The organism is Acidianus infernus (genome assembly GCF_009729545.1).
Classification (GTDB): Archaea; Thermoproteota; Thermoprotei_A; order Sulfolobales; family Sulfolobaceae; genus Acidianus; species Acidianus infernus.
This window is the reverse complement of the sequence record NZ_WFIY01000004.1, coordinates 1,213,111-1,234,985: the sequence shown is the minus strand read 5'-3', so window position 1 is coordinate 1,234,985 and position 21,875 is coordinate 1,213,111. Positions and strand designations below refer to the sequence as shown.

25 protein-coding genes and 6 pseudogenes are annotated in these 21,875 nt (G+C 33.4%); 13 read left to right on the top strand and 18 right to left on the bottom strand.

Annotation, left to right across the window (positions count from 1 at the left end; genetic code table 11):
* Positions 1 to 216 precede the first annotated feature (216 nt).
* On the top strand, positions 217 to 504 hold the full coding sequence (locus D1867_RS07275; protein WP_155863409.1) for a hypothetical protein: 288 nt from the start codon (positions 217 to 219) through the stop codon (positions 502 to 504).
* A gap of 154 nt (positions 505 to 658) precedes the next feature.
* Here the strand turns inward: D1867_RS07275 and D1867_RS07270 are convergent.
* The 5 genes and pseudogenes from D1867_RS07270 to D1867_RS07250 form a co-directional block, all read right to left on the bottom strand.
* A pseudogene (locus tag D1867_RS07270) lies at positions 659 to 1,210 on the bottom strand (transposase); the annotation flags it as partial.
* Positions 1,198 to 1,536: an NAD-dependent epimerase/dehydratase family protein gene (locus D1867_RS07265; RefSeq protein ID WP_420809277.1), complete on the bottom strand. Its 339-nt coding sequence runs from the start codon at positions 1,534 to 1,536 to the stop codon at positions 1,198 to 1,200. The pseudogene D1867_RS07270 and the gene D1867_RS07265, both read right to left, overlap by 13 nt.
* Positions 1,537 to 1,653: 117 nt before the next feature.
* Entirely contained in the window at positions 1,654 to 2,193 is a 540-nt protein-coding gene (locus D1867_RS07260; RefSeq protein ID WP_155863408.1) for a TetR/AcrR family transcriptional regulator, read from the bottom strand.
* 31 nt (positions 2,194 to 2,224) lie between these two features.
* A complete protein-coding gene (locus D1867_RS07255) occupies positions 2,225 to 2,980 on the bottom strand; it encodes a sulfite exporter TauE/SafE family protein (RefSeq protein WP_155863407.1) in 756 nt (251 codons plus the stop codon).
* Positions 2,981 to 2,986: 6 nt separating this feature from the next.
* The gene (locus D1867_RS07250) at positions 2,987 to 3,604 is read right to left on the bottom strand and encodes an FmdE family protein (RefSeq protein ID WP_155863406.1); all 618 of its coding nucleotides are present in this window, start codon (positions 3,602 to 3,604) and stop codon (positions 2,987 to 2,989) included.
* Between the two features lie 90 nt (positions 3,605 to 3,694).
* Between D1867_RS07250 and D1867_RS07245 the strand changes: the two genes are divergently transcribed.
* Positions 3,695 to 4,702 (top strand): glycosyltransferase family 2 protein, encoded by a 1,008-nt coding sequence (locus D1867_RS07245; protein ID WP_155863405.1) that lies wholly within the window; start codon positions 3,695 to 3,697, stop codon positions 4,700 to 4,702.
* Here the strand turns inward: D1867_RS07245 and D1867_RS07240 are convergent.
* Positions 4,670 to 5,161, bottom strand: a complete 492-nt coding sequence (locus D1867_RS07240) for a TrmO family methyltransferase domain-containing protein (protein ID WP_155863404.1) — start codon at positions 5,159 to 5,161, stop codon at positions 4,670 to 4,672. The two genes, D1867_RS07245 and D1867_RS07240, sit on opposite strands and share 33 nt — an antisense overlap.
* A gap of 77 nt (positions 5,162 to 5,238) precedes the next feature.
* Here D1867_RS07240 and D1867_RS12430 point away from each other — a divergent pair.
* Positions 5,239 to 5,573, top strand: a pseudogene (locus D1867_RS12430) (RNA-guided endonuclease TnpB family protein); the annotation flags it as partial.
* Here D1867_RS12430 and D1867_RS07235 read toward each other — a convergent pair.
* Both D1867_RS07235 and tsaA read right to left on the bottom strand, forming a co-directional pair.
* Positions 5,548 to 5,848, bottom strand: a pseudogene (locus tag D1867_RS07235) (ISH3 family transposase); the annotation flags it as partial. The pseudogenes D1867_RS12430 and D1867_RS07235 overlap by 26 nt on opposite strands.
* A 351-nt stretch (positions 5,849 to 6,199) precedes the next feature.
* Positions 6,200 to 6,667: a tRNA (N6-threonylcarbamoyladenosine(37)-N6)-methyltransferase TrmO gene (gene tsaA / locus D1867_RS07230; RefSeq protein ID WP_155863403.1), complete on the bottom strand. Its 468-nt coding sequence runs from the start codon at positions 6,665 to 6,667 to the stop codon at positions 6,200 to 6,202.
* 73 nt (positions 6,668 to 6,740) lie between these two features.
* Between tsaA and D1867_RS07225 the strand changes: the two genes are divergently transcribed.
* The 5 genes from D1867_RS07225 (at position 6,741) to D1867_RS07205 (ending at position 10,749) form a co-directional block, all read left to right on the top strand.
* On the top strand, positions 6,741 to 7,517 hold the full coding sequence (locus D1867_RS07225; RefSeq protein ID WP_155863402.1) for an alpha/beta fold hydrolase: 777 nt from the start codon (positions 6,741 to 6,743) through the stop codon (positions 7,515 to 7,517).
* Between the two features lie 69 nt (positions 7,518 to 7,586).
* Positions 7,587 to 8,231, top strand: a complete 645-nt coding sequence (locus D1867_RS07220; protein WP_155863401.1) for a hypothetical protein — start codon at positions 7,587 to 7,589, stop codon at positions 8,229 to 8,231.
* Entirely contained in the window at positions 8,228 to 9,031 is an 804-nt protein-coding gene (locus D1867_RS07215; RefSeq protein ID WP_155863400.1) for a Rossmann-like domain-containing protein, read from the top strand. Before D1867_RS07220 ends, D1867_RS07215 begins: the two co-directional genes overlap by 4 nt.
* 378 nt (positions 9,032 to 9,409) lie before the next feature.
* On the top strand, positions 9,410 to 9,853 hold the full coding sequence (locus D1867_RS07210; RefSeq protein ID WP_205737142.1) for an OsmC family protein: 444 nt from the start codon (positions 9,410 to 9,412) through the stop codon (positions 9,851 to 9,853).
* Between the two features lie 188 nt (positions 9,854 to 10,041).
* On the top strand, positions 10,042 to 10,749 hold the full coding sequence (locus D1867_RS07205) for an SRPBCC family protein (RefSeq protein WP_155863399.1): 708 nt from the start codon (positions 10,042 to 10,044) through the stop codon (positions 10,747 to 10,749).
* Here the strand turns inward: D1867_RS07205 and D1867_RS07200 are convergent.
* Positions 10,742 to 11,413 carry a class I SAM-dependent methyltransferase gene (locus D1867_RS07200; protein ID WP_155863398.1) on the bottom strand — a complete coding sequence of 224 codons (672 nt, stop codon included), beginning with the start codon at positions 11,411 to 11,413 and terminating at the stop codon, positions 10,742 to 10,744. The genes D1867_RS07205 and D1867_RS07200 overlap by 8 nt on opposite strands.
* A 160-nt stretch (positions 11,414 to 11,573) precedes the next feature.
* Here D1867_RS07200 and D1867_RS07195 point away from each other — a divergent pair, with 160 nt between their 5' ends.
* Positions 11,574 to 12,677, top strand: a complete 1,104-nt coding sequence (locus D1867_RS07195) for a HoxN/HupN/NixA family nickel/cobalt transporter (RefSeq protein ID WP_155863397.1) — start codon at positions 11,574 to 11,576, stop codon at positions 12,675 to 12,677.
* Positions 12,678 to 12,751: 74 nt separating this feature from the next.
* On the opposite strand, the gene D1867_RS12635 is transcribed toward D1867_RS07195, so the two are convergent.
* The 4 genes and pseudogenes from D1867_RS12635 to D1867_RS07175 form a co-directional block, all read right to left on the bottom strand.
* Positions 12,752 to 13,162: an ATP-binding cassette domain-containing protein gene (locus D1867_RS12635; protein WP_155863396.1), complete on the bottom strand. Its 411-nt coding sequence runs from the start codon at positions 13,160 to 13,162 to the stop codon at positions 12,752 to 12,754.
* 51 nt (positions 13,163 to 13,213) lie between these two features.
* Entirely contained in the window at positions 13,214 to 13,357 is a 144-nt protein-coding gene (locus D1867_RS07185) for a hypothetical protein (protein WP_155863395.1), read from the bottom strand.
* Positions 13,358 to 13,565: 208 nt separating this feature from the next.
* Positions 13,566 to 13,751: pseudogene (locus D1867_RS07180) on the bottom strand (radical SAM protein); the annotation flags it as partial.
* Between the two features lie 792 nt (positions 13,752 to 14,543).
* Positions 14,544 to 15,269, bottom strand: coding sequence for a Rossmann-like domain-containing protein (locus D1867_RS07175; RefSeq protein ID WP_155863393.1), 726 nt, complete (start codon positions 15,267 to 15,269; stop codon positions 14,544 to 14,546).
* 44 nt (positions 15,270 to 15,313) lie between these two features.
* Between D1867_RS07175 and D1867_RS07170 the strand changes: the two genes are divergently transcribed.
* Complete coding sequence (locus tag D1867_RS07170) at positions 15,314 to 16,312, top strand: molybdopterin-binding protein (RefSeq protein ID WP_155863392.1); 999 nt, start codon at positions 15,314 to 15,316, stop codon at positions 16,310 to 16,312.
* Between the two features lie 120 nt (positions 16,313 to 16,432).
* On the opposite strand, the pseudogene D1867_RS12420 reads toward D1867_RS07170, so the two are convergent.
* Positions 16,433 to 16,747 (bottom strand): annotated as a pseudogene (locus D1867_RS12420) (RNA-guided endonuclease TnpB family protein); the annotation flags it as partial.
* 268 nt (positions 16,748 to 17,015) lie between these two features.
* On the opposite strand from D1867_RS12420, the gene D1867_RS07165 reads away from it, so the two are divergent.
* Both D1867_RS07165 and D1867_RS07160 read left to right on the top strand, forming a co-directional pair.
* Positions 17,016 to 17,942, top strand: coding sequence for an NAD-dependent epimerase/dehydratase family protein (locus D1867_RS07165; protein WP_155863391.1), 927 nt, complete (start codon positions 17,016 to 17,018; stop codon positions 17,940 to 17,942).
* Between the two features lie 45 nt (positions 17,943 to 17,987).
* Positions 17,988 to 18,950, top strand: a complete 963-nt coding sequence (locus tag D1867_RS07160; protein ID WP_155864424.1) for a hypothetical protein — start codon at positions 17,988 to 17,990, stop codon at positions 18,948 to 18,950.
* Here D1867_RS07160 and D1867_RS07155 read toward each other — a convergent pair.
* Positions 18,937 to 19,320 (bottom strand): CBS domain-containing protein, encoded by a 384-nt coding sequence (locus D1867_RS07155; RefSeq protein ID WP_155863390.1) that lies wholly within the window; start codon positions 19,318 to 19,320, stop codon positions 18,937 to 18,939. The two genes, D1867_RS07160 and D1867_RS07155, sit on opposite strands and share 14 nt — an antisense overlap.
* Positions 19,321 to 19,547: 227 nt before the next feature.
* On the opposite strand from D1867_RS07155, the gene D1867_RS07150 reads away from it, so the two are divergent.
* Entirely contained in the window at positions 19,548 to 20,066 is a 519-nt protein-coding gene (locus tag D1867_RS07150; RefSeq protein WP_155863389.1) for a hypothetical protein, read from the top strand.
* Between the two features lie 103 nt (positions 20,067 to 20,169).
* On the opposite strand, the gene D1867_RS07145 is transcribed toward D1867_RS07150, so the two are convergent.
* The 3 genes and pseudogenes from D1867_RS07145 to D1867_RS07135 form a co-directional block, all read right to left on the bottom strand.
* A complete protein-coding gene (locus D1867_RS07145) occupies positions 20,170 to 20,556 on the bottom strand; it encodes a helical membrane plugin domain-containing protein (protein ID WP_155863388.1) in 387 nt (128 codons plus the stop codon).
* Positions 20,557 to 21,705, bottom strand: a complete 1,149-nt coding sequence (locus tag D1867_RS07140; protein WP_155863387.1) for an NAD(P)/FAD-dependent oxidoreductase — start codon at positions 21,703 to 21,705, stop codon at positions 20,557 to 20,559.
* A gap of 40 nt (positions 21,706 to 21,745) precedes the next feature.
* Positions 21,746 to 21,868: pseudogene (locus D1867_RS07135) on the bottom strand (DsrE family protein); the annotation flags it as partial.
* Positions 21,869 to 21,875: the final 7 nt, after the last annotated feature.

Below are 21,875 nucleotides of genomic sequence, written 5' to 3'. Positions count from 1 at the left end.
AAGATTTCGATAAAAACTTTTCATTTTTACTTTATAGTTTGGCTATTGACTTCAATGTTTTTAAAGTCAAGTGTAGGAATTTTTAATTAAGTCTAAAATTTACGAAAGATTATCTCTCTAATTAAGACTGTAAAATGTTTAAATGCAATAGATTAGTCCGTTGCTATTAAGGAAAGATTTATTAATTCCGATATCGAATTAGATATCGGTGAAAAAATGTTTGGCGGATTAATGAAATTAGGCGGATACCAGGTACTTGAAGCCCTAAAAAGCGGTCCATTGAAAATATCTCAACTAAGGAACTCGGTTCCGTTATACGGTAGTGCTTTCGACCTCGTGTTAAGTCAATTAATGCTAGCAGGATTAGTCAGAAGGTTTGAAAAAGATGGAGAAGAGTATGTGGAGCTTACTGATCTCGGTAAAAGCTTTCCGTACTACTGGGGCCATGGCCTATATCCTGAATGGTTTTATGGACATCATCACAGGCACCACCATTGGTGGTAAAAGCCAGTTTTATGACCAATTATGAGAAGTGATATGCTTTTTTAATACAGACCATGTAGATGCTTTGTGGGTTTGTTCAATATATTTCAGCAGAATGATACGGTAAAAATATACTTTTTATAGAAAATAATAGATCTTTCAAAATTTTACTATGTTAAGGCCTAACCTCGACTCCTTTTGCTCTACCAACAACAAGGTTAGCCATATTATCCAGGCGTAAGCCCAAAACTTGAGCTTAGCATCAACAACTTGACCGGCAAAACTTATAGCCCTTACAGACTCACCAAAAGTACGCGGAGAACAAGGACTCAACGACCATTTCTCGTCCCTCCAACGTTCACAACCCAACCCCTTAAACTCACGCATAGCTTTACGCCTAACAGGATGACCAAGTCTGATATCCTAGGAGGAACTACAACACCAAAAACCTCGTTAGTATCGTAAGCCTTATCACCATAGAACCTCTTTTCCTTACCTTGCTCCTTCAAGTCCTTCACTGTGTTAACTGCCCTCATTGCTCGTCACCTTAGCCACTATCTTGAACTCGTCCTTCTCCATAACTACTTCGATCTTGAGGAACTTTGAATCCCTCCCTTTACCCCATTTTGCTACAACGTATTGTCCTCCTCTTGTTGTGCTTATTCCCATCATCTACTTCAAGTTCGTCACTCGCTTCAGGGAAGTTTATGTTCCTTACTCTTTCCCATTAGGCTTGTTGGGATTATCTTCATTTCTGCGAGTGTGTATTATAGCGTCTGGTTTTATTTTACTAATGTAATCTCTTAAAACATAAGGTTTAGTTATATCATTGACAGTGAAATCTATTGGGCCAATATATTTGTTAAATATATTCCTTCTTTCTTCTACTGATGGCAAGGGAAACGCAGAATCTCCGCCAACTTCCATTGCTTGTACTCTAGTTATTAGATTATCTATACCATATACTTCGTGCCCTTTCTTTCCTAGCCTTAACGCTAGAGCCCAGCCTATGTATCCATCTATTCCTAAAATTAAGACTTTCTTAGTTTCCATAAATATAATGAAGAATATAGGTATTTAAAAATTATTTACGAATTTATTTAGAAAAAATTATATACTGGTAAAAAATTAAATATTTATAAATTAGTAGAATCTATTTTAATATAGAAATTAAGTTTCTTTTACTAAAGCTATCTTAATAAGGGTATCAACATATGTTTTCTTGTCTATATTCGGAGGATTTACTACGTAACAAAGAAGCCCTCCCATGAAAGACCTTATTCTTATAATATCCTCATTACTTTCGCTATTTAAAACACATTTACTTATTTTTTTCACTAGTGAATCACATAATTCTCTAATATCATCTCCCAGTTCCTTATATATATTCATTGCAGATATAGTATGTAAGAAAAGTTTCCTCATAATAGGATCATCGTATTTTTCTAGATATTTATTCCCAATACATTCAAGAGTATTTTCCTTTTCTTTTAAACAGCTCTCTACAATATCTAAAGGTAGACTTTTCTTAGCTACTTCTAAGATTAACTGATCTTTAGTCTTAAAATGCCAAAATATTATTCCCTTAGAAACTCCTGCTTTTTTACACACTTGGTCTACTGAAGCTTTAAAAAAGCCTTCCTCAGCAAAAACTTCGATAGCAGCTTGCAATATCTTTTCCTTCGTCACTTCCTCATTTCTCTGTCTCATATTTTAATTACGCCTCTCATAGTTTAAATGTTTAAATTACTCCTATAAGTATTTTTATTAGCACGAACGTTATTATGGATACTATAGTATATTTTACATAAAGAGTCTTCATCTTGTTCATTAAATACGATCCGCTGAATCCTCCTAAAATTCCACCTATTAATATTACTAACCATAGCTCATAACTTATTCCTCGTAATAAGAACAGATAGCTAGTAAAACCACTTGCAGAACTAAATAAAGCTACATAGCCTGCAGTAGCTGAAACTTTCTTATAATCTTTTTCTATTAGAGCTAAAACAGGTAAAATTATCATTCCGCCTCCTACGCCTAATAAACCGCCCAGAAATCCAGCAATAGCTCCTACTGTTATACCAAGTATGTACCCTTTAATATTTCCAGAAAATTTGTTTGTTTCCTCTTTTACTCTTCCTCTTATCAAATTATATAATGTGTATCCTAAGAATGCCACGAATATCCAGAGCAATATTTTCCTTGGAGTATGAATTCCTATAAATGCTCCTACAGGAGCCATTATAACTGCAGGTATAAGGAAGATAGTTCCTAATTTCCATAATACTCTACCCCTTTTTCCATTGTTTACCGTAGCAGAAGACAATGAAAATACATTTAATAAAAGCCCAGCAGCAGCTGCTATTGAAAATGGTATACCCAAGGAGTAATATATAGGAATTAATGTGTTAGCCGCACCTACACCCGCTACTGCAAATAACGCAGAAAGTATCCAGGTTAAAATAAATATGATAAATAAAAAAATTGAATTCATTGACTATCACCTTTTATTTCTTTCAATTTCATAACAACGTGGACAGAGCTTTTTACCGTTGAAGATTTTTATGTAGTTCTCATACGTTGGCTCTCCGCAGTCATCACAAACTATTCTTGCCATTGTCTTCTTTGGAGAACTGTATGTAAAGTCTTTGAGAAATTCATAATAGAATAATTCTTCGAAATCCTTTGAAAGTACGTAATTTATAACCTCGTCAGAAACTTCTCTAGGAACTTGAGATGCAGGTATTCCAGATTTTCTATATTTGAAAAATTCAAATTTGCTACATCCATCAAGTATTTCTGGCTTAGGTCTTATTCTAACCGCTCCTTTACCTGGTTTATAAACAATTATAGCCATCTTACCGTATTGAAGTCTTTTATAATTTCCTTTACCATAAGTACATCCAGTTGCTGCCTGAACTCCGTCGTCAAAACATCCTTGATGATGCTCGTCACCAGTTTCCGAAAAAACGTAAGTATTCGTATCTTTTTCCTTTTCTATTCCTAGTAGTTTCAGAGCATATTCTCCTGCTAAATAACCTAATGGCATTGCAGGACATCTATGCCCATGAAATTCAAATGCCCATTCAGGTATTTCGTGGATTCTTTTCTGTTCCATTTTAAGTCACAATAAACTGACTAGTCAGTCGATTATTTAAATATTTCTATTAAAAGATTTAAAGTTCGTTATACATAGGATATATTAATAATGAAGGATTTTGTTTCAGTAATAATAACAGCCTATAATAGACAGAAATATTTAGGTAATGCATTAAATTCAGTCCTAAATCAGACATTAGATAAGGATAAATTTGAAATAGTTGTGATTAAAAATTTTGAATTAAGTGAGATAAATTATAATAATATAATAGATATTTACGATGACCAAGAATATTTAGGAGAAAAAATCTACAAAGGCTTACATGAGAGTAAGGGAGATATTATTTGTCTGTTAGACGATGATGATATGTATAGAGAAGATAAGTTAGAAAGAGTAACTTCCTTTTTCAAAGTATTTCATCCAATATATTATCATAACAACTTTGTTATTATTGATGATAAAGGTAATGAAATAAAAATCATTGAAGATTATCTTAAGATCCCTCCATATGCGTCGTTTAATTTGCCTGAGTTTACATTAGCTATTGAAAACAATCGTAAAACTAACATTAGAAATCTTCTTAAATTAAATGTCAATTTTAATTCAAGTTCAATATGCGTAAGGAGAGAAATACTTGAAAATAATGCTCAATATCTTAAAAAAATAAAGGCAGTCATCGATTCTTTCATCTTTTATTCTTCCTTATTATCAGAAGGAAATATTTTGCTTGATCCTGCAAGATTAACTTACTATAGAATTCATACTCTTCAAACAAGCTCAGGAAATACTAAAAATATAAATGAATATAAAGATTCATTTTCTAATCTTTTTAAGAAGGCCGTAGAAGATTTTTATGTTATCACGGAAATGCTAAATGGTAAAACAAATGAAATTATTAATGAAATAGTAAATGAAGAATTATTAAGATATAAATTACTTTATAAAATATTTTCAGGAAATAATATTTCAATAAAAACTAAATTTAACATACATCTTATCAACTATTATCTACTTTCATTACTTCCAACTTTTCTAAGAAACTTGTATATAAAAGATCAATATAATAGAACGAAAAAAGTTAGATCATTCCAGGTTAAGAGTTCTAATATACTCTAACATCCTTTTTCTCCACTCAGCTATTCTAACTTCTTCAGATACAGTATAAATATAAGGTTTAATGTCTAAAATTAGTGTCTTATTGTATAAATCGCAACCATTAATAATTATTGTATTATCTTGAATTTTGAGAAGTTTAACTACAGATAAGCCTATAGGGTTAGGCCTATATTGAGCACACGTACTAAAAATACCTACTGTTAGAATATTAGTTTCAATTTTTAAATTATTAGCTTTTATTTTAGGTTCAAGTGGTTTAATTTGTAATGATTCTCTTTTAGCTCTAGGTAAATAAGATATTAAAACTATATGACTGAATTCATCTAAACCCTTTAACCCATCCTTATATTCCGTATAAACTACTACTTTAGCCATAAATTTTTTGAAAGTTTTTGCAATTAACTCATCTGGAATATTATGTTCAATATAGCCTATAGGTTTTAATTCAATTGTTGACAAATAAACGACAAGCCTCGCCCCTTCTAGGGTCGGGGTAAAGCTTTTAAAACTCTGAAATACTTTAAAATTTTGTGGAACTAAGTAGGGAAGCCCACGATGATGGACATGCTAAGTGTGGTCTCTATAGGTGTCCCCGCATGAAAACGCAGACTTGAATGGTGCGAGGAATATCCTACATATCCCCGAGTCCCTAGGAGCTGGGAGTTGGGGCAACTCCTAGTGAGGGATAGGGGTAATGGGCTGAAGGCCCAGCCAGCGGTCTACCGCTGGACGAATGGAGTGGATGTCGTCACCCACTAGCTATGAAGTGATGAAAATGAAGGCGGTAAACCGCAAACCAATGAACCGCCCTAAGGGAACCCTCGCCCTTTACGGTAGACCCAAAATCACCTCCTTGAAAATAAATCTATAGTATTAAGCGTTTCTATTAACTTAAATGGAAAATTTTCTGTGAATAAATCAATTGAGAACAAGAGAATTAAACAATAGTCTAAACTCTCCCCTCCCCATCACCCCCTTGAATATACAAGGAGTAGCCATTGCCAACACGAACACGCGAAAGACAAAATTAGTAGTGAAGGGGAGAAAGGCCTTAATACCCCAAAGGTCTCTATAGGACCCCTTATTATACAACCTCAACACTCTCCTCTTAGATAAAGCTAGGTTAGTGGCCCTAGCTAAGTAAACTGTTTACCATCTGCGTTCTAACACACCCTCTTTCTCACCTTTATCTTTCCTGATTGAACTTCTAATACAGTTATAAATTCCATTATCCTTCATAAATGCTATATTATTCTATCAGAATTATTTTTTGCAATATGATTTTGTGTCTACCGGTGTTAGCGGATATTTAATGGAAATATACCTTGTCCATACAACTCATCGTTGGAGGAATATTACAAGCGATAAGTGGATGAATATATCTGAAAATGTTAAAACAATAAATTGAACTCTGTAAAATATGATTCAATTAAACATTTCTCTAACAGCTAATCTAGTTATGAATAATCAGTATAAGAACACACGAATTTAAAAGGTTTAAACTTTACTGCGTAATTTCTTGCTCCATTCTGGAACTCTTACGTCCTTAGATTGATATGGATAATAACCTTTAAGATCTAATATCGGTGTGCCGTCGTATAAATCTAAGCCTTCAACGAAGAGCAGATTGTCTTGCCTCTTTGTTAATTTAACAATTGTAATTCCTATAGGGTTTGGTCTTACTGGTGAATGTGATGCGAACACTCCTAAAGTAGGCAACTCACTCAGCTTATAACCTAGATCCGTCATTCTTAGAGGTTTTACAATGAGGATTTTCCTTTGATCTTCGGTAATTTTATGAAGCCAAGAGATTACTATTATGTGAGAAAAATTTTCTATGCCTAACAGCCCTTCTTTAAATTCTTCATACACCTTTATTATTCCTTTTACTCCACCTTTCCACATGTTCCTATTAACTTCGTCCTCTGAGGGACCTATAACTACTCCTATTGGTCTAAGGTCCATATATAGAAATATGTATGATAATATATAATTCTACCGGTGCAAAGCATAAATTCGTGTTCTTATCATTAATTCTATGCTAGAAGAATTAATTGGCAAGTACGTAGAAGTAAAAGGCATAAAAATATATTATGAAAAAATTGGTAACGGAAAGCCTTTAGTTATGATTAGTCCTTCTGGTTTTGATGGCAGATTTTATCATAAATTATTGAATTTTATAACAAGAGACATAACTACTATAATAGTAGATTTACCTGGTCATGGGAAATCAGATGTTGATCCGAATCAATTAAGTGAAAAAGGAAATGCAAAAGTAGAATTTTATGGTGATTATATAATTCAATTTATAAAAAATCTTGGACTAACTAAATTTTCCGTGCTAGGTACGTCATTGGGAGGAGATATAGCATTAGATGTTGGAATGAGAGGGAATGCTGAAAATATAATAATGATCAGTAGCTCTATTAATACTCGTAATACCTTTACAGAAAAAGATATAGAAAACGCAAGTAATTCTGATCCTCAAAGGATAATACGTTTTGCAGGACCTAATGTTGATAGGAAGCTTGTTGAAGAATTAAACTGGATTAGGAGTACAAATAGTCTTGAGATACTAAGATGGGATCTTTATGCTTGGAATAATTTTGATTACACTAAAAAACTGGAAAGAGAAATAAACATGTTAATTATAAGAGGTGAATATGATCCGTTAGTTTCAAAAAAGATGATGGAAGATACTTGCAAATACGTGAGTCAATGCATAAGCCTTGAATTTAAGGGAGTCGGACATTACGTTCCGGCAGAAGATCCTAAGACTACTGCCAGAGAGCTAGAAAAATTCATATTGAGTTGAAATTTATTCGAAACATCTTGAATTGGCTTAGACATCAAGCTTAAATATGTACATATAGAAATATTTCTTATGAACTATAAATACTTGTTTAGAGCGTTTAACGGAGTGCTAGGGTTAATAACTTTATATAGTTTTATTCACACTCTTTTTGTTCCTCCTCCCTTCCCTCTATTCGTGAAGATTGCCGGTCCGGGAGGACTATTTTTAGGTGGTACAATTGGACTAACAAGTGCGTTAGCTCCCAATAAATTATATGCTTTATTTACTAACAAGAAATATGGTAAGATAATTAGAGGTGCAATAATCCTTTTTGCCATATATATGCTCAGTACAGTGGAAATATTCTTTGCTCCAAGAAATTTCGTTGGTGAGTTAAGCGGAGTCCTTGCTTCCCTTTCGTTTGCGGTTTTACTCCCATTAATTGTTTTTTACTATAATAAGATAAACAAGAAGATAGTTTATATAATGATATTTTCGTTAATACTATTGCTAGCTTTTTCACTTCCTAATATAGAGTCACTTCCTAATATAGAATCGTTTGCAGAATTACTAGGACTAGGTCCGGCAAAACCTCCAGGATTATATTTTACTGTAGCGTTAATATATCTTCACCATTTTGAGCATACATATACGTTAGTTTTTGCTAACGTTATTGCGCTTAAGCCCAAAGTATTACAATCCTTATCAAGACTTAAGGAGATGTTATCAAGATGATACTAGATTTAATAAAAAAGAATGTAAGTGAGTATTTAGAGAAACACGAGTTATCATTAAAAATAGTAGACGCGATTGTAGGGTATTTTTATACTATAGTGGTTACAGAAGATGAGAATGGAGAAAAATATATAGGACTTAACGTAACGCCTTCCTTTGAAATTTCGGAGATTGTTGAAAGAAGAAATAGACCAAAGTTTTATCCTTCTATTCAAGAGGAAATTGAACTGTTGACCTCTGATAGTTGGATAGAAAGATCCCTGGCTCTGGCAACTGTAAATTCTTTAAGCCAAAAACTTTTGCGTATTCAGCAAGTAAATAATACTAATGAATGGATTATAAGGAAATTATACGAAGCTCGTTCAAGTAAAGTTGCAATTATAGGTAATATGCCTCCAGTAGTAAAAGAGTTGAAGAAATATTTTGTAGTTTATACTTTCGATAAAAAGCCGTGTGGAGAAGTTATGTCCGAGCCTCTAGAGAAAAGAATTCTTCCCCAAGTTGATGCGGTAATAATGAGCGGAGCAGTAATTATAAATGAGAGTATAGATGAAATTCTTGAATATGCAAGGAATTCTAGATTGAACGTTATAATAGGTCCTTCTGCCCAAGTTCATCCTATGTTTATTAAAGGTGTAAAAATACATTATTTAGGCAGTACTGCGATAACTAATAATAAGGGGGAAGCAGTACAATTATTAAAATTGGGCTACACAAGAGGAGTATTTTATGACCCCAAGTACTCAGTGCAATACTTTGTATCTAATGAATATTCTTTCATGACCATCACTGAGCAATAATCTTTATACAATTTTACGGATAAAGGCCTTAAGCAAAGAGCTTCGCAGATATTCATAACAATATCTAGGTATTCTTTAGGAATATCTATAATCAATTTCTCTCCTACATCTAATTCCTTAGCGTAAGTAAAGATAATATTTGATATATTCCTACAATCGTATATTCTACAATCTATCTTCTTCATACAATATCAAATTGTACTCAAGATTATATATTCCTTATGATATGGTTAATTAACTAATTAAATTTTATATTGTAGATATATAAAAATTTTGAAAAATGAAACATCAGAATCGGATGTATTAAAGAAGAAAACATTTCTAACATAGCATACGAAAAATTTAAAAATTCTGTATCATATAATTTACTTGATAAATATGATAAAAACGAATGTTATGAACATTAAGGTAACTTCTAAATCCGTTTCAGAAACTAAAAGCGAAATTAAAGTAAGGCATTTCACTTTGGTAGTAGACGAACCCGAATATTTCAGTGGTACTGATAGTGGACCTAATCCCTTAGAATATTTGCTTACGGCCTTGGCTGGATGTATTAGTATAACTCTTCAGCTAGTCGCTAGAGAAAAGGGGATAAAAATTAGGAATGTGAGTCTAGAAATAACTGGGACATTGGACACAGATAAATTCTTGGGTAAAGACATGAACAAGAGGGCTGCACTTAACAAGATAAAAGTAAACTTATCTGTAGATGCTGACGCCCCAAAAGAAGTCATTGAGAAATTGGTGGAAGAAACCGAAACAAGGTGCCCAGTAACTGATACGTTAAAGAACGGGACTACAGTTGAAATTAATCTAAGGTAAGAGAAGAAAATTTGAGGTTTAAAAACTAATTTTCTATTCAAAATTCTGAAGGTATTATAGTTTAAAGTTAAACTAATGAGAATAGAATTCGTAAAAAAATAAATATGTCCAATATTAAGTTAAGGATTATAAATATAAAAAAGGCTTAAATAGGCAAGGACATAATATATGTCATGTAGTGAACTATCATGATAGATGTAAGTTATGAATTTGAATACCATGAAAAGCCAAGTGTGCTAATGGAATACTTAAGCAATCCTGAAAATTGGGTAAAGTATTTTAAACCTGCAAAAAAATTGGAGAAGATAGGACCAGATGAATGGATATTATATCTTCATTGGTTTAAAACTGTAAAATCTAAGCTAACCAGAGTAATAAGTAATAACGAGAGCGAGTTTATAATAAATTCATTGGGTTGGCCAAAATTTAAAATGGTTTTAAAAACGTATATTTTACCAGCAGGAAACGCAACTAAGGTTAGGCTTGAATTCATTTATGATGGCCCATTAGAAGGTACTTCTAAAAAGGAAATGGAAGAAGCATATAAAACTTTAGCCATTAGCTTAGATGCTGACATAAAGAAGTATTGTGAAGAAAATAAGTGTTATGATAAAAAAGAAGTAGATCATAGTGAGAAAATAGTTGATACTGTATCTCTTAAAGGGTTAAAAATTTATGAGATGAGAACTTTGCTAAAGAAAGAAATAAAAAAATCGGAATTAGATGAAATCCTAGAGAAAGCTCTTGCATATAGCATAGATAAAGACGTTGTAGTAATAATAGAGGATGGTAATGAGATAGTGAAGTTTCATTTCTCAAATGGTGATTTAGTTGAAAAAGAAGGTAATTTAGATTCTCTAGGGGACACATTAAAAGTTCTAGTCAAATCTACTTAAAACCTATAATAATATACACAGAACCCAATCCTACTTCCTTAAACCTAGCTATTTTAAATTTAGTAGATATAATTTTTCCTATCTCGCTATTATATGGTACGCTTGTGTATATATCAAATATTCTAGCATATCCTTTATAATATTTAGGTCCTGTAGATAAAAATGATAAAATTGGAATAAAATATTTCATGTAAATATATAATAAACTCTTTTTAATAATGTTCTTGGGCTTACCTATACTTACTATTCCAATGCACCTCGAAATTCTATTCAATTCCTCTATAGTCATTCTCATATTTGAAGATGCATGAAAGGAAAAACCCATTATTACCGCATCGAACGAGTTATCTCTAAAAGGCATATACTCAAAGGTTCCTATTACTTTGTCTGCTGGTAAATTAGCCTCTTTTATCATAATTTCTGATTGATCCAGAAGCACTACCTTCACATTTTTATATTTTAACAACGTCTTAGTCATGTTACCAGGTCCAGATCCTGCGTCTAAAACCTTATTTACACCTTTACAATCTTGCAGTAGCATTTTTATCGTCGCCTTTCTCCACCGTTCAATGTTGCCCAATGTAACGAATTTATTTCCTCTTTCATATACTGGGGCTATTATGTCGTAAGTCTCAATTATCTTCTTCCATTTACTTTCTTTCATCCGAAATCTTAACGTCGATTTTTATCTAAATTATTTTCTATCTTCTCCGCTCGACATCTGTGTAAAATTACGTTAAATTTAACATTGTTTAACATGATAAAGTCCTTTTCATATTAAAAACGCTTAAAAAATATTGGTATGAATTATTAAGGGAAATGGTATGAAAAGATGGGATATGCAGTTAAAAAACATAGGTAATAAAAATTTGTTTTTCATAGTTTTATTCTATACAATAAATATAGCTCTTACAGCTTACCTTTTTTACTTTCTATTTAACTTGCCTAAAATGAGTATAAAGATACAAACGGATACAGGGCAACTTATAGGTACATTTATAACGTTAGGAGTTTTAGCATATACTTTCGGATTAAGACATGCAGTTGACGCAGATCATCTTGCAGCAATAGATAATACAACAAGAAAGTTATTGCAAGAGGGTAAGGATCCGTACTTCCTTGGTACTTTCTTCTCTCTTGGTCACTCGACAGTAGTAATTCTCTTAAGTGTAATGTTAATGATCGCTACTAGGTATGTGGTAAATAATTTGACTAATATAGAGAATATTGGTAGTATAATAGGTACATTAGTGAGTGGAGGTTTCCTTTATATAATAGGATTTTTGAATTTATTGGTAGTATTAGAGCTTTATAACATATACAAGACAGTAAGAAAAGAAAAAACTATTGATGATCAGAAACTTAATGAGATACTATTAAAGAGGGGTTTTATGAATAGGTTTTTTGGTAAGCTTTTCAAAATTATCACTAAGCAATATCAAATGTACATAATAGGTTTCCTATTTGGTTTAGGTTTCGACACTGCCACAGAAGTGGCAATTTTGGCTATTTCTGCAACGTTAGCTGGTGCTTTCGCAAGCATACCGATGACTACTATCTTGGCTTTACCATTATTATTCACGCTTGGTATGTCGCTAGTGGATACAGCAGATGGAATATTCATGAGGCTAGCTTATGGTTGGGCGTTTAGAAACGCGTTAGGCAAAATATGGTATAATTTAACCATGACCTTAATTTCAATTGTTATAGCTTATGGCATAGGTACTATAGAATTGTTGGGACTATTAGCGTGTGAATACAATTTGAGCGGATTCTTCTGGGATCAAGTAGCTGCATTAAATAATGCGTATTGGGAAACTATAGGATATTTCATAATAGGGACTTTTGCAATAACTTGGGCTATATCTGGGATTTTGTATAAATATAAAATTAACAGAGGGCATTTAGACGTCAATAATAGAAAATAACTATTTTCCTATTTTTATCAACCTCTGCATCAATTTCATATACAAGTTTTATTATATCCGTGGTAAATACTTCGTCAGTCTTGCCTATTGCCATAATTTTTCGTCCTTATGTCGGAGTACCTATAAGCCAATGTTAGACCATGTATAGAAATAATAATTGCCTTATTAGTGTACAGACCTATTCTCTTTAAGAGTCTCATTACTTCCGATGATGCCTTTGGGTCTAAATTTGAGGTGGGTTCGTCAAAAAGCAAAACATTTGCCCCAGAAGCTAAAGCTCTTGCAATGTATATTTTTTGCAACTGTCCTCCACTAAGCTCAGTCAATAATCTATCCTTAAATTGTAACATTCCAACCTCTTTTAGTGCGTCTAGTGCAATTTTCCTATCTTCTTTAGAGTAATCAAAGTCGACATAGGGCCTTCTAGCAGTAAGCACAAACTCATACGCAGTAAGCTCTGAAACTTTTTGTGGTACATAATACAATATTCATGTCTTTATATTTCTCTTGCCTTACTTCTTGCAACGTCTATTACATTACTTGTATTCTTCTCTGGTAGGATTTGCAATATTCCAGTTCTTAACAGCCCTACCTAAATACATTGTAATTCCAGTATAGAGAGTCTTAACGCCTAGCGAATACAAAATGTCTATAACGTCACCAAATTCTTTGTACGACAACTGCCTCCATGTATATTCCTCTCTCGCTAAGGTATTTTATTGTATTTAGTGCCTTTTTCTAGTACTCCTCTTGGTCTCATTGTTGAGTAAGTTTTTGTGTGCCCCATTAACACTTATTTGTACTGACCTAGGTTCTAACCTGGCTATTCTATCAGCAACGCTCTCAGAAATCAAATTACCATTACTCTCAATTTTAACCTCAACACCATTAAAACAAGAAAAACATCCAAAAACCAGAATAAAGAAGAGGCTCTCCACCAGATAGTGTTGCGTAGGGAATTCCAAAGTCCGCTATCTTTTTGCATAAATCTAGAGACTCTTTGGGAGACAATTCATCAGGATAAGATGCATTAGGGGCTGACATCTCTAGGCAATGTATGCACTCCAAATTACACCTATTAGTTAACTGTCAAGACCAATAAGTATGGGCTATTAAAAAGTCTAAACTAAAGCTCATGCTATACTATATTCTTAAATGATCAAAAGTTAATATTACTCTTTTTAAGAGCAGAGCCTGTTAAACGACATGTGCCTTATAATCAATGCATCTTAATCGTAATATATACTCTCTTATTCCCTTTGGCGAACGTTAGAGTGACATGCTGGAAGTCGAGCTGGACGTTTATTATATCATATTTCTTTAAAAATTTGAAAAGTATCTTACTTAAAGCAGAGAAATCTATTGACTTTAAAGTAACATTAGTCTCAATACTGTAAAGTGTTACATCAAAACTAGTTTTAGATAACAAGACACTTAAAATTCTAGAATCAATCCCCATAACTGAAAATAGGTAGAACTGATTAAAAAGGAATAATATATATTAATTTAAATATAATTTATTAACAGTGTTAAAGCTTCTATATAAACTTTAGATTAAATTCTTACTACTTATTATTAAAGAAGGAGGTTATAAATATCTAACATTTTAAAAATAATTTACTCAGATTTTTAATACATTTGACTTTTACAAAAAATGGGGATTAAGGAGGCAAAAGGGATGGATAGCTCAAGAAAGTTTAAAAACTTGCCAAACTTTTAGTGACATTAATGACGCTCCTCTCCAGCATTCCTCTGGGGTGGTTCTCTGAGCTATCCGAATCGATGAGCCCCTTGGGAGGGAACCCTTCCAGGAGGAAGTCAGAAAGAGGATGAACAATATACATTTATCCTAACGCCGATTTTCGTCTATGCAAAACTCCTATTTACTTTAGCAGAGAAATTAACCCCAAGTTCTTTATTAATTTTTAATGAGACAAAGTTTCCTAACCTTAGGTGATCCCTTATTTTATCCACGTCATTGAATATCATTGATTGAATATAATGTATATTAAAATCCCTCATTAAATCTGGAATAATACTTGCGCTAGGCCCTATTAAAATATTCGTACCCTTAGATATTTCCAGGATTCTTTCTAATGTGAAATTCAGTAATGTAACCCCCGTTATGAAAACTGTCTTACATTCTTGTAGTAATAATTCTTCTTCCGCGTCAGATAACGCATCGTCTCTTAGTTCAGTCGATTTTTCAAACACGTAAACCTTTCTGTTAGAAAACTCCTTCACTAGCGGTTTCATATTACCTACTATACAGACCGGATCCCTTATCTCTGGAAATTCTTGAGTAGGTTTGATGAATTTTTGAGAAATCGCGTTTATTAATGAGAGCCCAAAACTTCTATTAATTATATTTATTGAAGACGTTAGTTCAGTTAAGTTATCAACGTTTGGGGCAATTATTTTCCCTTGATTATGCAAATTCTCGTGAGCAATGTGTGACATTCCTAAAAACCTCCTTTCTTCTTTATCTTCCACAATTACATATGTAGCCCTTAAGCATGCACAGTAGTCAATTACCTTAAAACCCTCAGAGTACTCCAGAATCTTTTCCGCAAGTTTTTGGAGTATTGTCATTCTAACAACATTACTTAAATATGAATAGTAGTATATATTTGATTATGAAACAAGTTAAAACTGAAGAAGCAGTTGGAAAAATTTTAGGATATGATACGACATATGTAGGTAAAGATGGTGCCACAACACTTTTGCCTAGAGGGCACGTAATTACTAAAGAAGATGTAGAGCGTTTAAAAGATTCTGGAGTGTATTATGTTTGGATAGACGAAGGGAGCGACGACTACGTTTATGAATGGGATATAACTCCACAAATCGCTCAAGGAATTTGTGGCGAGAATATATCAATATCTCCTGGAAAGCAAGGTTCAACGTTACTCTTCTCAAAAGTAAAAGGAGTAATTACCATTGACGTTGAAAGGCTTGTCAATTTTAACTTGAATCAGAACGTCTTGTTAATAACACGCTTTAATTACACTCCGGTAATTGAAGGAGACCTAGTGGGAGTAGTAGAGGTTATTCCTTTCAAAATGACAAAGGAAGAAGTTGATAAGCTGAAAAATTTTGGTAAGGTAATAGATGTTGCACCTTTTAAGAAGAGTAAAATAGGACTAGTAATCACGGGTACTGAAATATATGAGGGGAGAAAACAAGACCAGTATTACCCTGTAATAAAATCAAAGGCTGACAAGTACGGGTGGAGTATAGTATATAAGGAGATTGTGCCAGACGATGAGGATAAGATAATTAATGCAATAAAAAAAGCTTTGGACAACGGTGCAGAGGCTGTCATAGTTACTGGGGGCACATCGGTTGATCCTACTGATAAAACTTACATTGCCATTAGGAAAATTGCTGACGTCATATCTTATGGATTGCCAATTAAACCTACTACCATGTCAATAGTTGCAGTGTGGAATTCAATACCTATATTTGCAATCTCTGCTGGAGGAATATATTATAGCGATTATAACGCAATAGATGTAATGTTCACAAGGTTAATGGCAGGAGTTATACCTAAAAAAGAGGACATAGCGCTAATGGGACATGGAGGACTTTTACCAAACTTTCAGCCAAAAATGAAGATTCGGTCTATTCACTAGGGGACTTACCAAGGTGTGTCTTTCCTTTCTTTTAAACACTCAACAACTTCCTCTATATCTGCATCTATACCAAGTTTTTTCAAAAAGTCCTTATACTTTGTTAGTGCTGCTCTCACTCTCTCAATAGCCTTCTGACCTCCTCCCCGCCCTAAAGGCGAGGATTCCCTTAGGGCGATTCATTGGTTTGCGGTTTACCGCCTTCATTTTCATCACTTCATAGCTAGTGGGTGATGACACCCACTCCATTAGTCCAGCGGTAGACCGCGGGCTGGGCCTTCAGCCCATTACCCCTATCCCTTACCGGGAGTCGCCCTCCGCTCCCAGCTCCTAGGGACTCGGGGATATGTAGGATATTCCTCGAACCATTCAAGTCTGCGTTTTCATGCGGGGACACCTATAGAGGCCACGCTTAATACGCCCACCATCGTGGGCTTCCCTGCGTAGTTCCACAAAATTTTAAAGTATTCCATAGTTTTAAAAGGCTTTACCCCGTCCCTAGAAGGGGCGAGGCTTGTCGTTTATTTGTCAGAAACCCCAGCAATCTGGAATAGTACTTTCTGTGAAAGGATAATACTCAAAATTGTATTATTAAAAAAGAATTAATTTATAAATTTATTAACATCTTTTCTCTATTACATCTTATTAACATTTTTTATGTTGAAATTAGTTAATTTTTAAATACATGTATTGGCTATAAAGGACTATGAGGTACCTTATTTTAGGTTTAGGATTTCTCTCCACCCATATTGCAGAGTACATATCTAAGTATGGAGAAGTAACCGTAACCTATAGGTCTTTAGAGAGAGTAAAAGAGGTATACTACAAGTTATTGAGGGAGAAGGGAGTTAATTTTGTTAAGTTAGATCCTTTAAACAATCTAGATTTGTTAAAGAGAATTATAGAATCAAATGATGTAATAATAAACACCATAGGTAAATTTGGCAACGTAGACGTAGAGACTGCACACGTAGAAATACCCAAGAAGGTAGCGGAGAACGTTCAAAATCAAGTTCTTATTCATGTAAGTTCTGCTGCTGCGACAGGCTTAACTGGTGAGGTTAAAGAAGAGGATGAGCATTGTAAAAACGTTTCTCCAAAAACTCCGTATGAAATAAGTAAATGCGAGGGAGAGAAAGCCGTAATGAAAATAGCCAAGGAAAAAGGTTTTCCTTTAGCCATAATTAGGCCTACGTTTATTTACGGTAAGTACGGTGCGCACGTGCATTTTGTATTAATGTATTGGCTATCCAAATTTGGAATTGTCCCGTCCATGGGAATTTCTCTCTCGACAATTAGTGCTAACCGTATTGCGGAAATAGTGAGAGTATTAGCTGAGGCTAAACCTAGAGGAGTTTATATGTATGCTCACGAGTGCGAGTTGGTAAATTTCGATAGATTCTTTGAAATAATGGCAGAAGCTCTAGGCAGGAAAAAAGTTATAAAATTGCCCATGAACAAAAATATTCTTCCACCAGATTTTAAGTGCACTTTAAAGTATTCGGGAACTAGGTATGACTGTACAAGGATAACTGAATATATTGGTAAAGTGAGCTTCGACGAAAAAGAAGTCTCACAGAATGCCCTATTTATGGATTACTTGAGAAGGAGCGGCTTATTATTAGCCACTTAGAAAGATTTATAAACTTTAGGGTATACCTAATATTTTGTGACCTATATGATTGGCTGGTTGATTATAAATTTATGGAATCCGCAAAACGTTGATGTTGCTAGTGCTTTAGTAATAGCTTACTTACTTGGAATAGTTCACGGCGTAACACCAGACGAGCATACATGGCCAATAACTTTTTCCTATTCAGTAGGGACTTTTAGCAGTAAAGGTGGAGCTAAAACAGGATTAATATTTTCATCAGGTTTCACAATTCAAAGATCAATTTTATCAGAGCTAGCTTATTTAGCATTAGCAGGAATTTTCATGACTACTGCAGCGTTCGGAATAACGTACATTTTCGTAGGCATAGCAATGTTTGGTGCTGGTATATACATTTCTAGAAAAGGCGGATATTTACATTGGCATTATTTAGAGAAAAAATTAGGAGAAGCTACAGGAATCCATAAGAAAGGAAGTCAATTACAACAGGAAGAACTTGAGCATAAAATAAACCCAGCCTATGTTAATGAACAAGATCTCACTAAGCCAGTTCCAGTAAAGCTTGCATTTTTACATGGATTCATTGCAGGATTTGGATTTGGTGCATTCGCTCTAATAGTTTATACTGTACTAGCACCTACGATGCCTAATATGTACATCGGATGGTTACCTGGAGCTTTATTCGGGCTTGGAACTATGACTGCACAAGTAATGTTTGGTACAATATTTGCAACCTGGTTAACTAGAATGAAGAATTTAACATACCAAGGAATAGCAGTAGTAGGAAAAACCATAACTAAGACTGTATTAGAATATGGCGGATTAGCGTTTATAATTGGAGGGATTGCTATATTACTTTATCCACCATTATTAACGTACAATATAATAACGCCTATAAAAGTTCATAACCTTCATTCGTTAGGTATAGGATTTTTCCTAGTCATACTCACCGTTGTCATATTCGGAATTTATGGATATAAACAAGGAGTTAAAACAGCGATAAAGCTTGGATATACTAACAAGAATTAATCGTGTTTTTTATCATTCTTTTTACGTTTTCTAAAGCGTCATCTATACTTAAAGCTCCTTTAACCCTTCCTTTTTCATCTACAATTATTAAATAATCTATACGACTTCTTACCATCAAGTTTAAGATTTCCAAAGGATCTTCTTTTCCGGTTATTGTTAGAACACTCTTTTCCTTTTTAATTATATCTTTTAATCTTTCGTTCTCATTTGCATTTTCAATCTCATCATTGGTTAAATATCCTATAATTTTATTCCCTTCTGTAACAACAATTACTCGATACTTTGCAATTTGTGATTTAATATTCTTGACTATTTCTTCTCCGCTCACTGTTAAAACATTTTTGTGCTTTAATTTTGCTTTCAGCGCCATAATACCAAATATTATATCTTATGTATAAAAGCTTTCCCTTGCTTAATTACTTGAAAATACTCGTTTTATCTTTACCTAAGATTTTTAAATAATATAAAAAAAGAAAGATATGTGTCTAATTATAGGAAAACTTATATTTTAACTGCAAGAAATTAACATTGTTAATTATAGTCTAGAATAAAGCGACTACTAAAACATTTAAATGTGATGATTATAAATATTTAAATATGCAAAAAGTTTACCCTGTAATTGGAGCAATATTAATTTCAGTATCATTTTTCCTAAATCTCATGGGCATTGTAACTTCAGCCGTGGGAATCTATCTTGTAACGTCGTATATAAGATTACTTTACGTAGAATATAAAAGGGAGAAAGAGTTAGGAAAATTCCTTTATTTAGCTATGTCAATGCTTTTTCTCTCATTCGTAAGCTTTTCCATAGGAATGTACATTTCTTTTGGATTTAGTAAATTCTTTGTAATTTTGCCTCCATCTTCAGTATTTAGCCTTGCAGTAATAGTTTACACTTATGTTCTTTCTGGAATTTTTTACATTGTTAGTGCAGTATATTTAATAAAGAGCGTCACTCCATTAACTGTATTCACTAAGATTAAGGGAGTTTCCTATTCTATTTACTTAATGGGAATATCAGCTATACTCTTGTTTTCCATAGTTACTGCTCCAGGGGGAGTAATTTTATCGTTTATAGCGTGGATGTGGTTTGCAGTAAATCTTTATTTAACTTGAATAGAATAAATTTATACAACCTTTTAAATTCAAGTTTATTTATTTTTATAATTAGATCGTTTAAATAAAAATTACCTTTAAAATACGAGTCTTTCCTCCTTGCCTATTTGCCCTCGGTGGCTTCCCCAATTTTTTCTATTATCTTTACCAGTAAGCCTAATCCTCTCTGGAAGTTTTCGTTCCTCATTTCTGATAACAGTTTAGTTAAGCTCATCTTCTCAGGGTTTTGAATAATTTTTATTGTATCTTCGCTAGCAATTGTATTTATAATTTTTACAACTTCTGGATCAGAAAGGAATTCAGATAACTTCTCTATGATTGGCACCAATGCCAATATAGAATTTAATAAACTTCCTAGGTCTTTTATTACCTCGTCATTAAGCCATATGTCTCTAACCATCTTTAGAATATATAGGTACTCTACAATACTATCAATTACTTTATCTTCTTTCAATTTAGTTATAATTTGATTCAGATATTCGTCGGACATTTAGATCACTGCCCTTGCTGTCAAACTCCAATACATACGGTCATACATGAGTTTCATCCACCATATTGTTTTAGTAGGAGTTACCACTGGTAAGACATAATCGTAATTATATCTAATATAACTTGATGTCCCTATACCTCCTACACAGAAGCAAAATACTGAGCCATCGTAAAGTACTTTTCCGCTGGTACCTAAAATATCATGAACTATATTCTCCGCAACTGGACCGCTCTCGAAATGTGCAACTGAACCTGATTTTGAAATAGGTAAACTAGTTGCATCACCTATTGCGTAAACGTTATCGTAACCTTTTACATTTAACGTGTATTTGTCTACGTCTATCCAATTTCTTCTATCTGCTATTTCCAGTCCGCTTAATACGTCTGCTCCTTTGTGGGGAGGCACTCCTAACAATAGGTCAAATTTTATTTTTTCTCCACTTTGCGAAACCAAGGTATTATTTTCTACATAATCTACTACATAATTGGAAACTATTTCTATTCCTCTTTCTTTAAACATCTCGGTAAATAAATCATTAGCTTGTTTAATTCCGAAAACCCCTGGAGCAGGATACGTATAAATAATCCTGGATTTATCTCTAATTCCTTTCTTCCTCAACAAATCGTGTAATATTAAAGTTAATTCTACTGGTGCCACGGGACATTTTATAGGTAACCTTGCAACGTTAATTACTATTGTTCCTCCTTTAAATGAATCTATTGCCTGCTTAATTTTAAGAACGTCGTCTAAATACCATACAGAAAGCGCGTGTTCTCTATAACCCTTAATCTCGTTCCACGCTAGGTGGGATCCAGTTGAAATTATTAAATAGTCATAATTGTACTCAGTACCGTCTGCAGAAATAACCTTATGGTTAGCTAGATCTATTTTTCTTACATCACCTTTGTTTCCACTATAAAACTTAATGCTAGGTTCTAAAAGCGATCTTTCCGGTCTTATTAGCTGGTCGTAGTCTTCTATTCCTAGTGCGACTAACAATTGAGAAGGCTGGTAAACGTGATAATCTCTCTTATCTAGAACTGTTATTTCTACATTACCCTTATTTATTTCACTCGATAATTTCTTTGCTAGCCTATTTGCAAGTATTGTACCTCCAATACCCCCTCCTAAAATAACAATTTTCTTCATATTATTCTTCACCTACTGTATCCTCTATTTTCTTCTCATCTACTACATCCGTTGTTAAAAAAACGTAAACTTCATCCCTCATAGACGATATTATTACGGAAGTCATTGCAGCGCATGTTAACCTAGACCTCTCATTAGAGCTCACTATTATACCGGTTTTCATTTACACC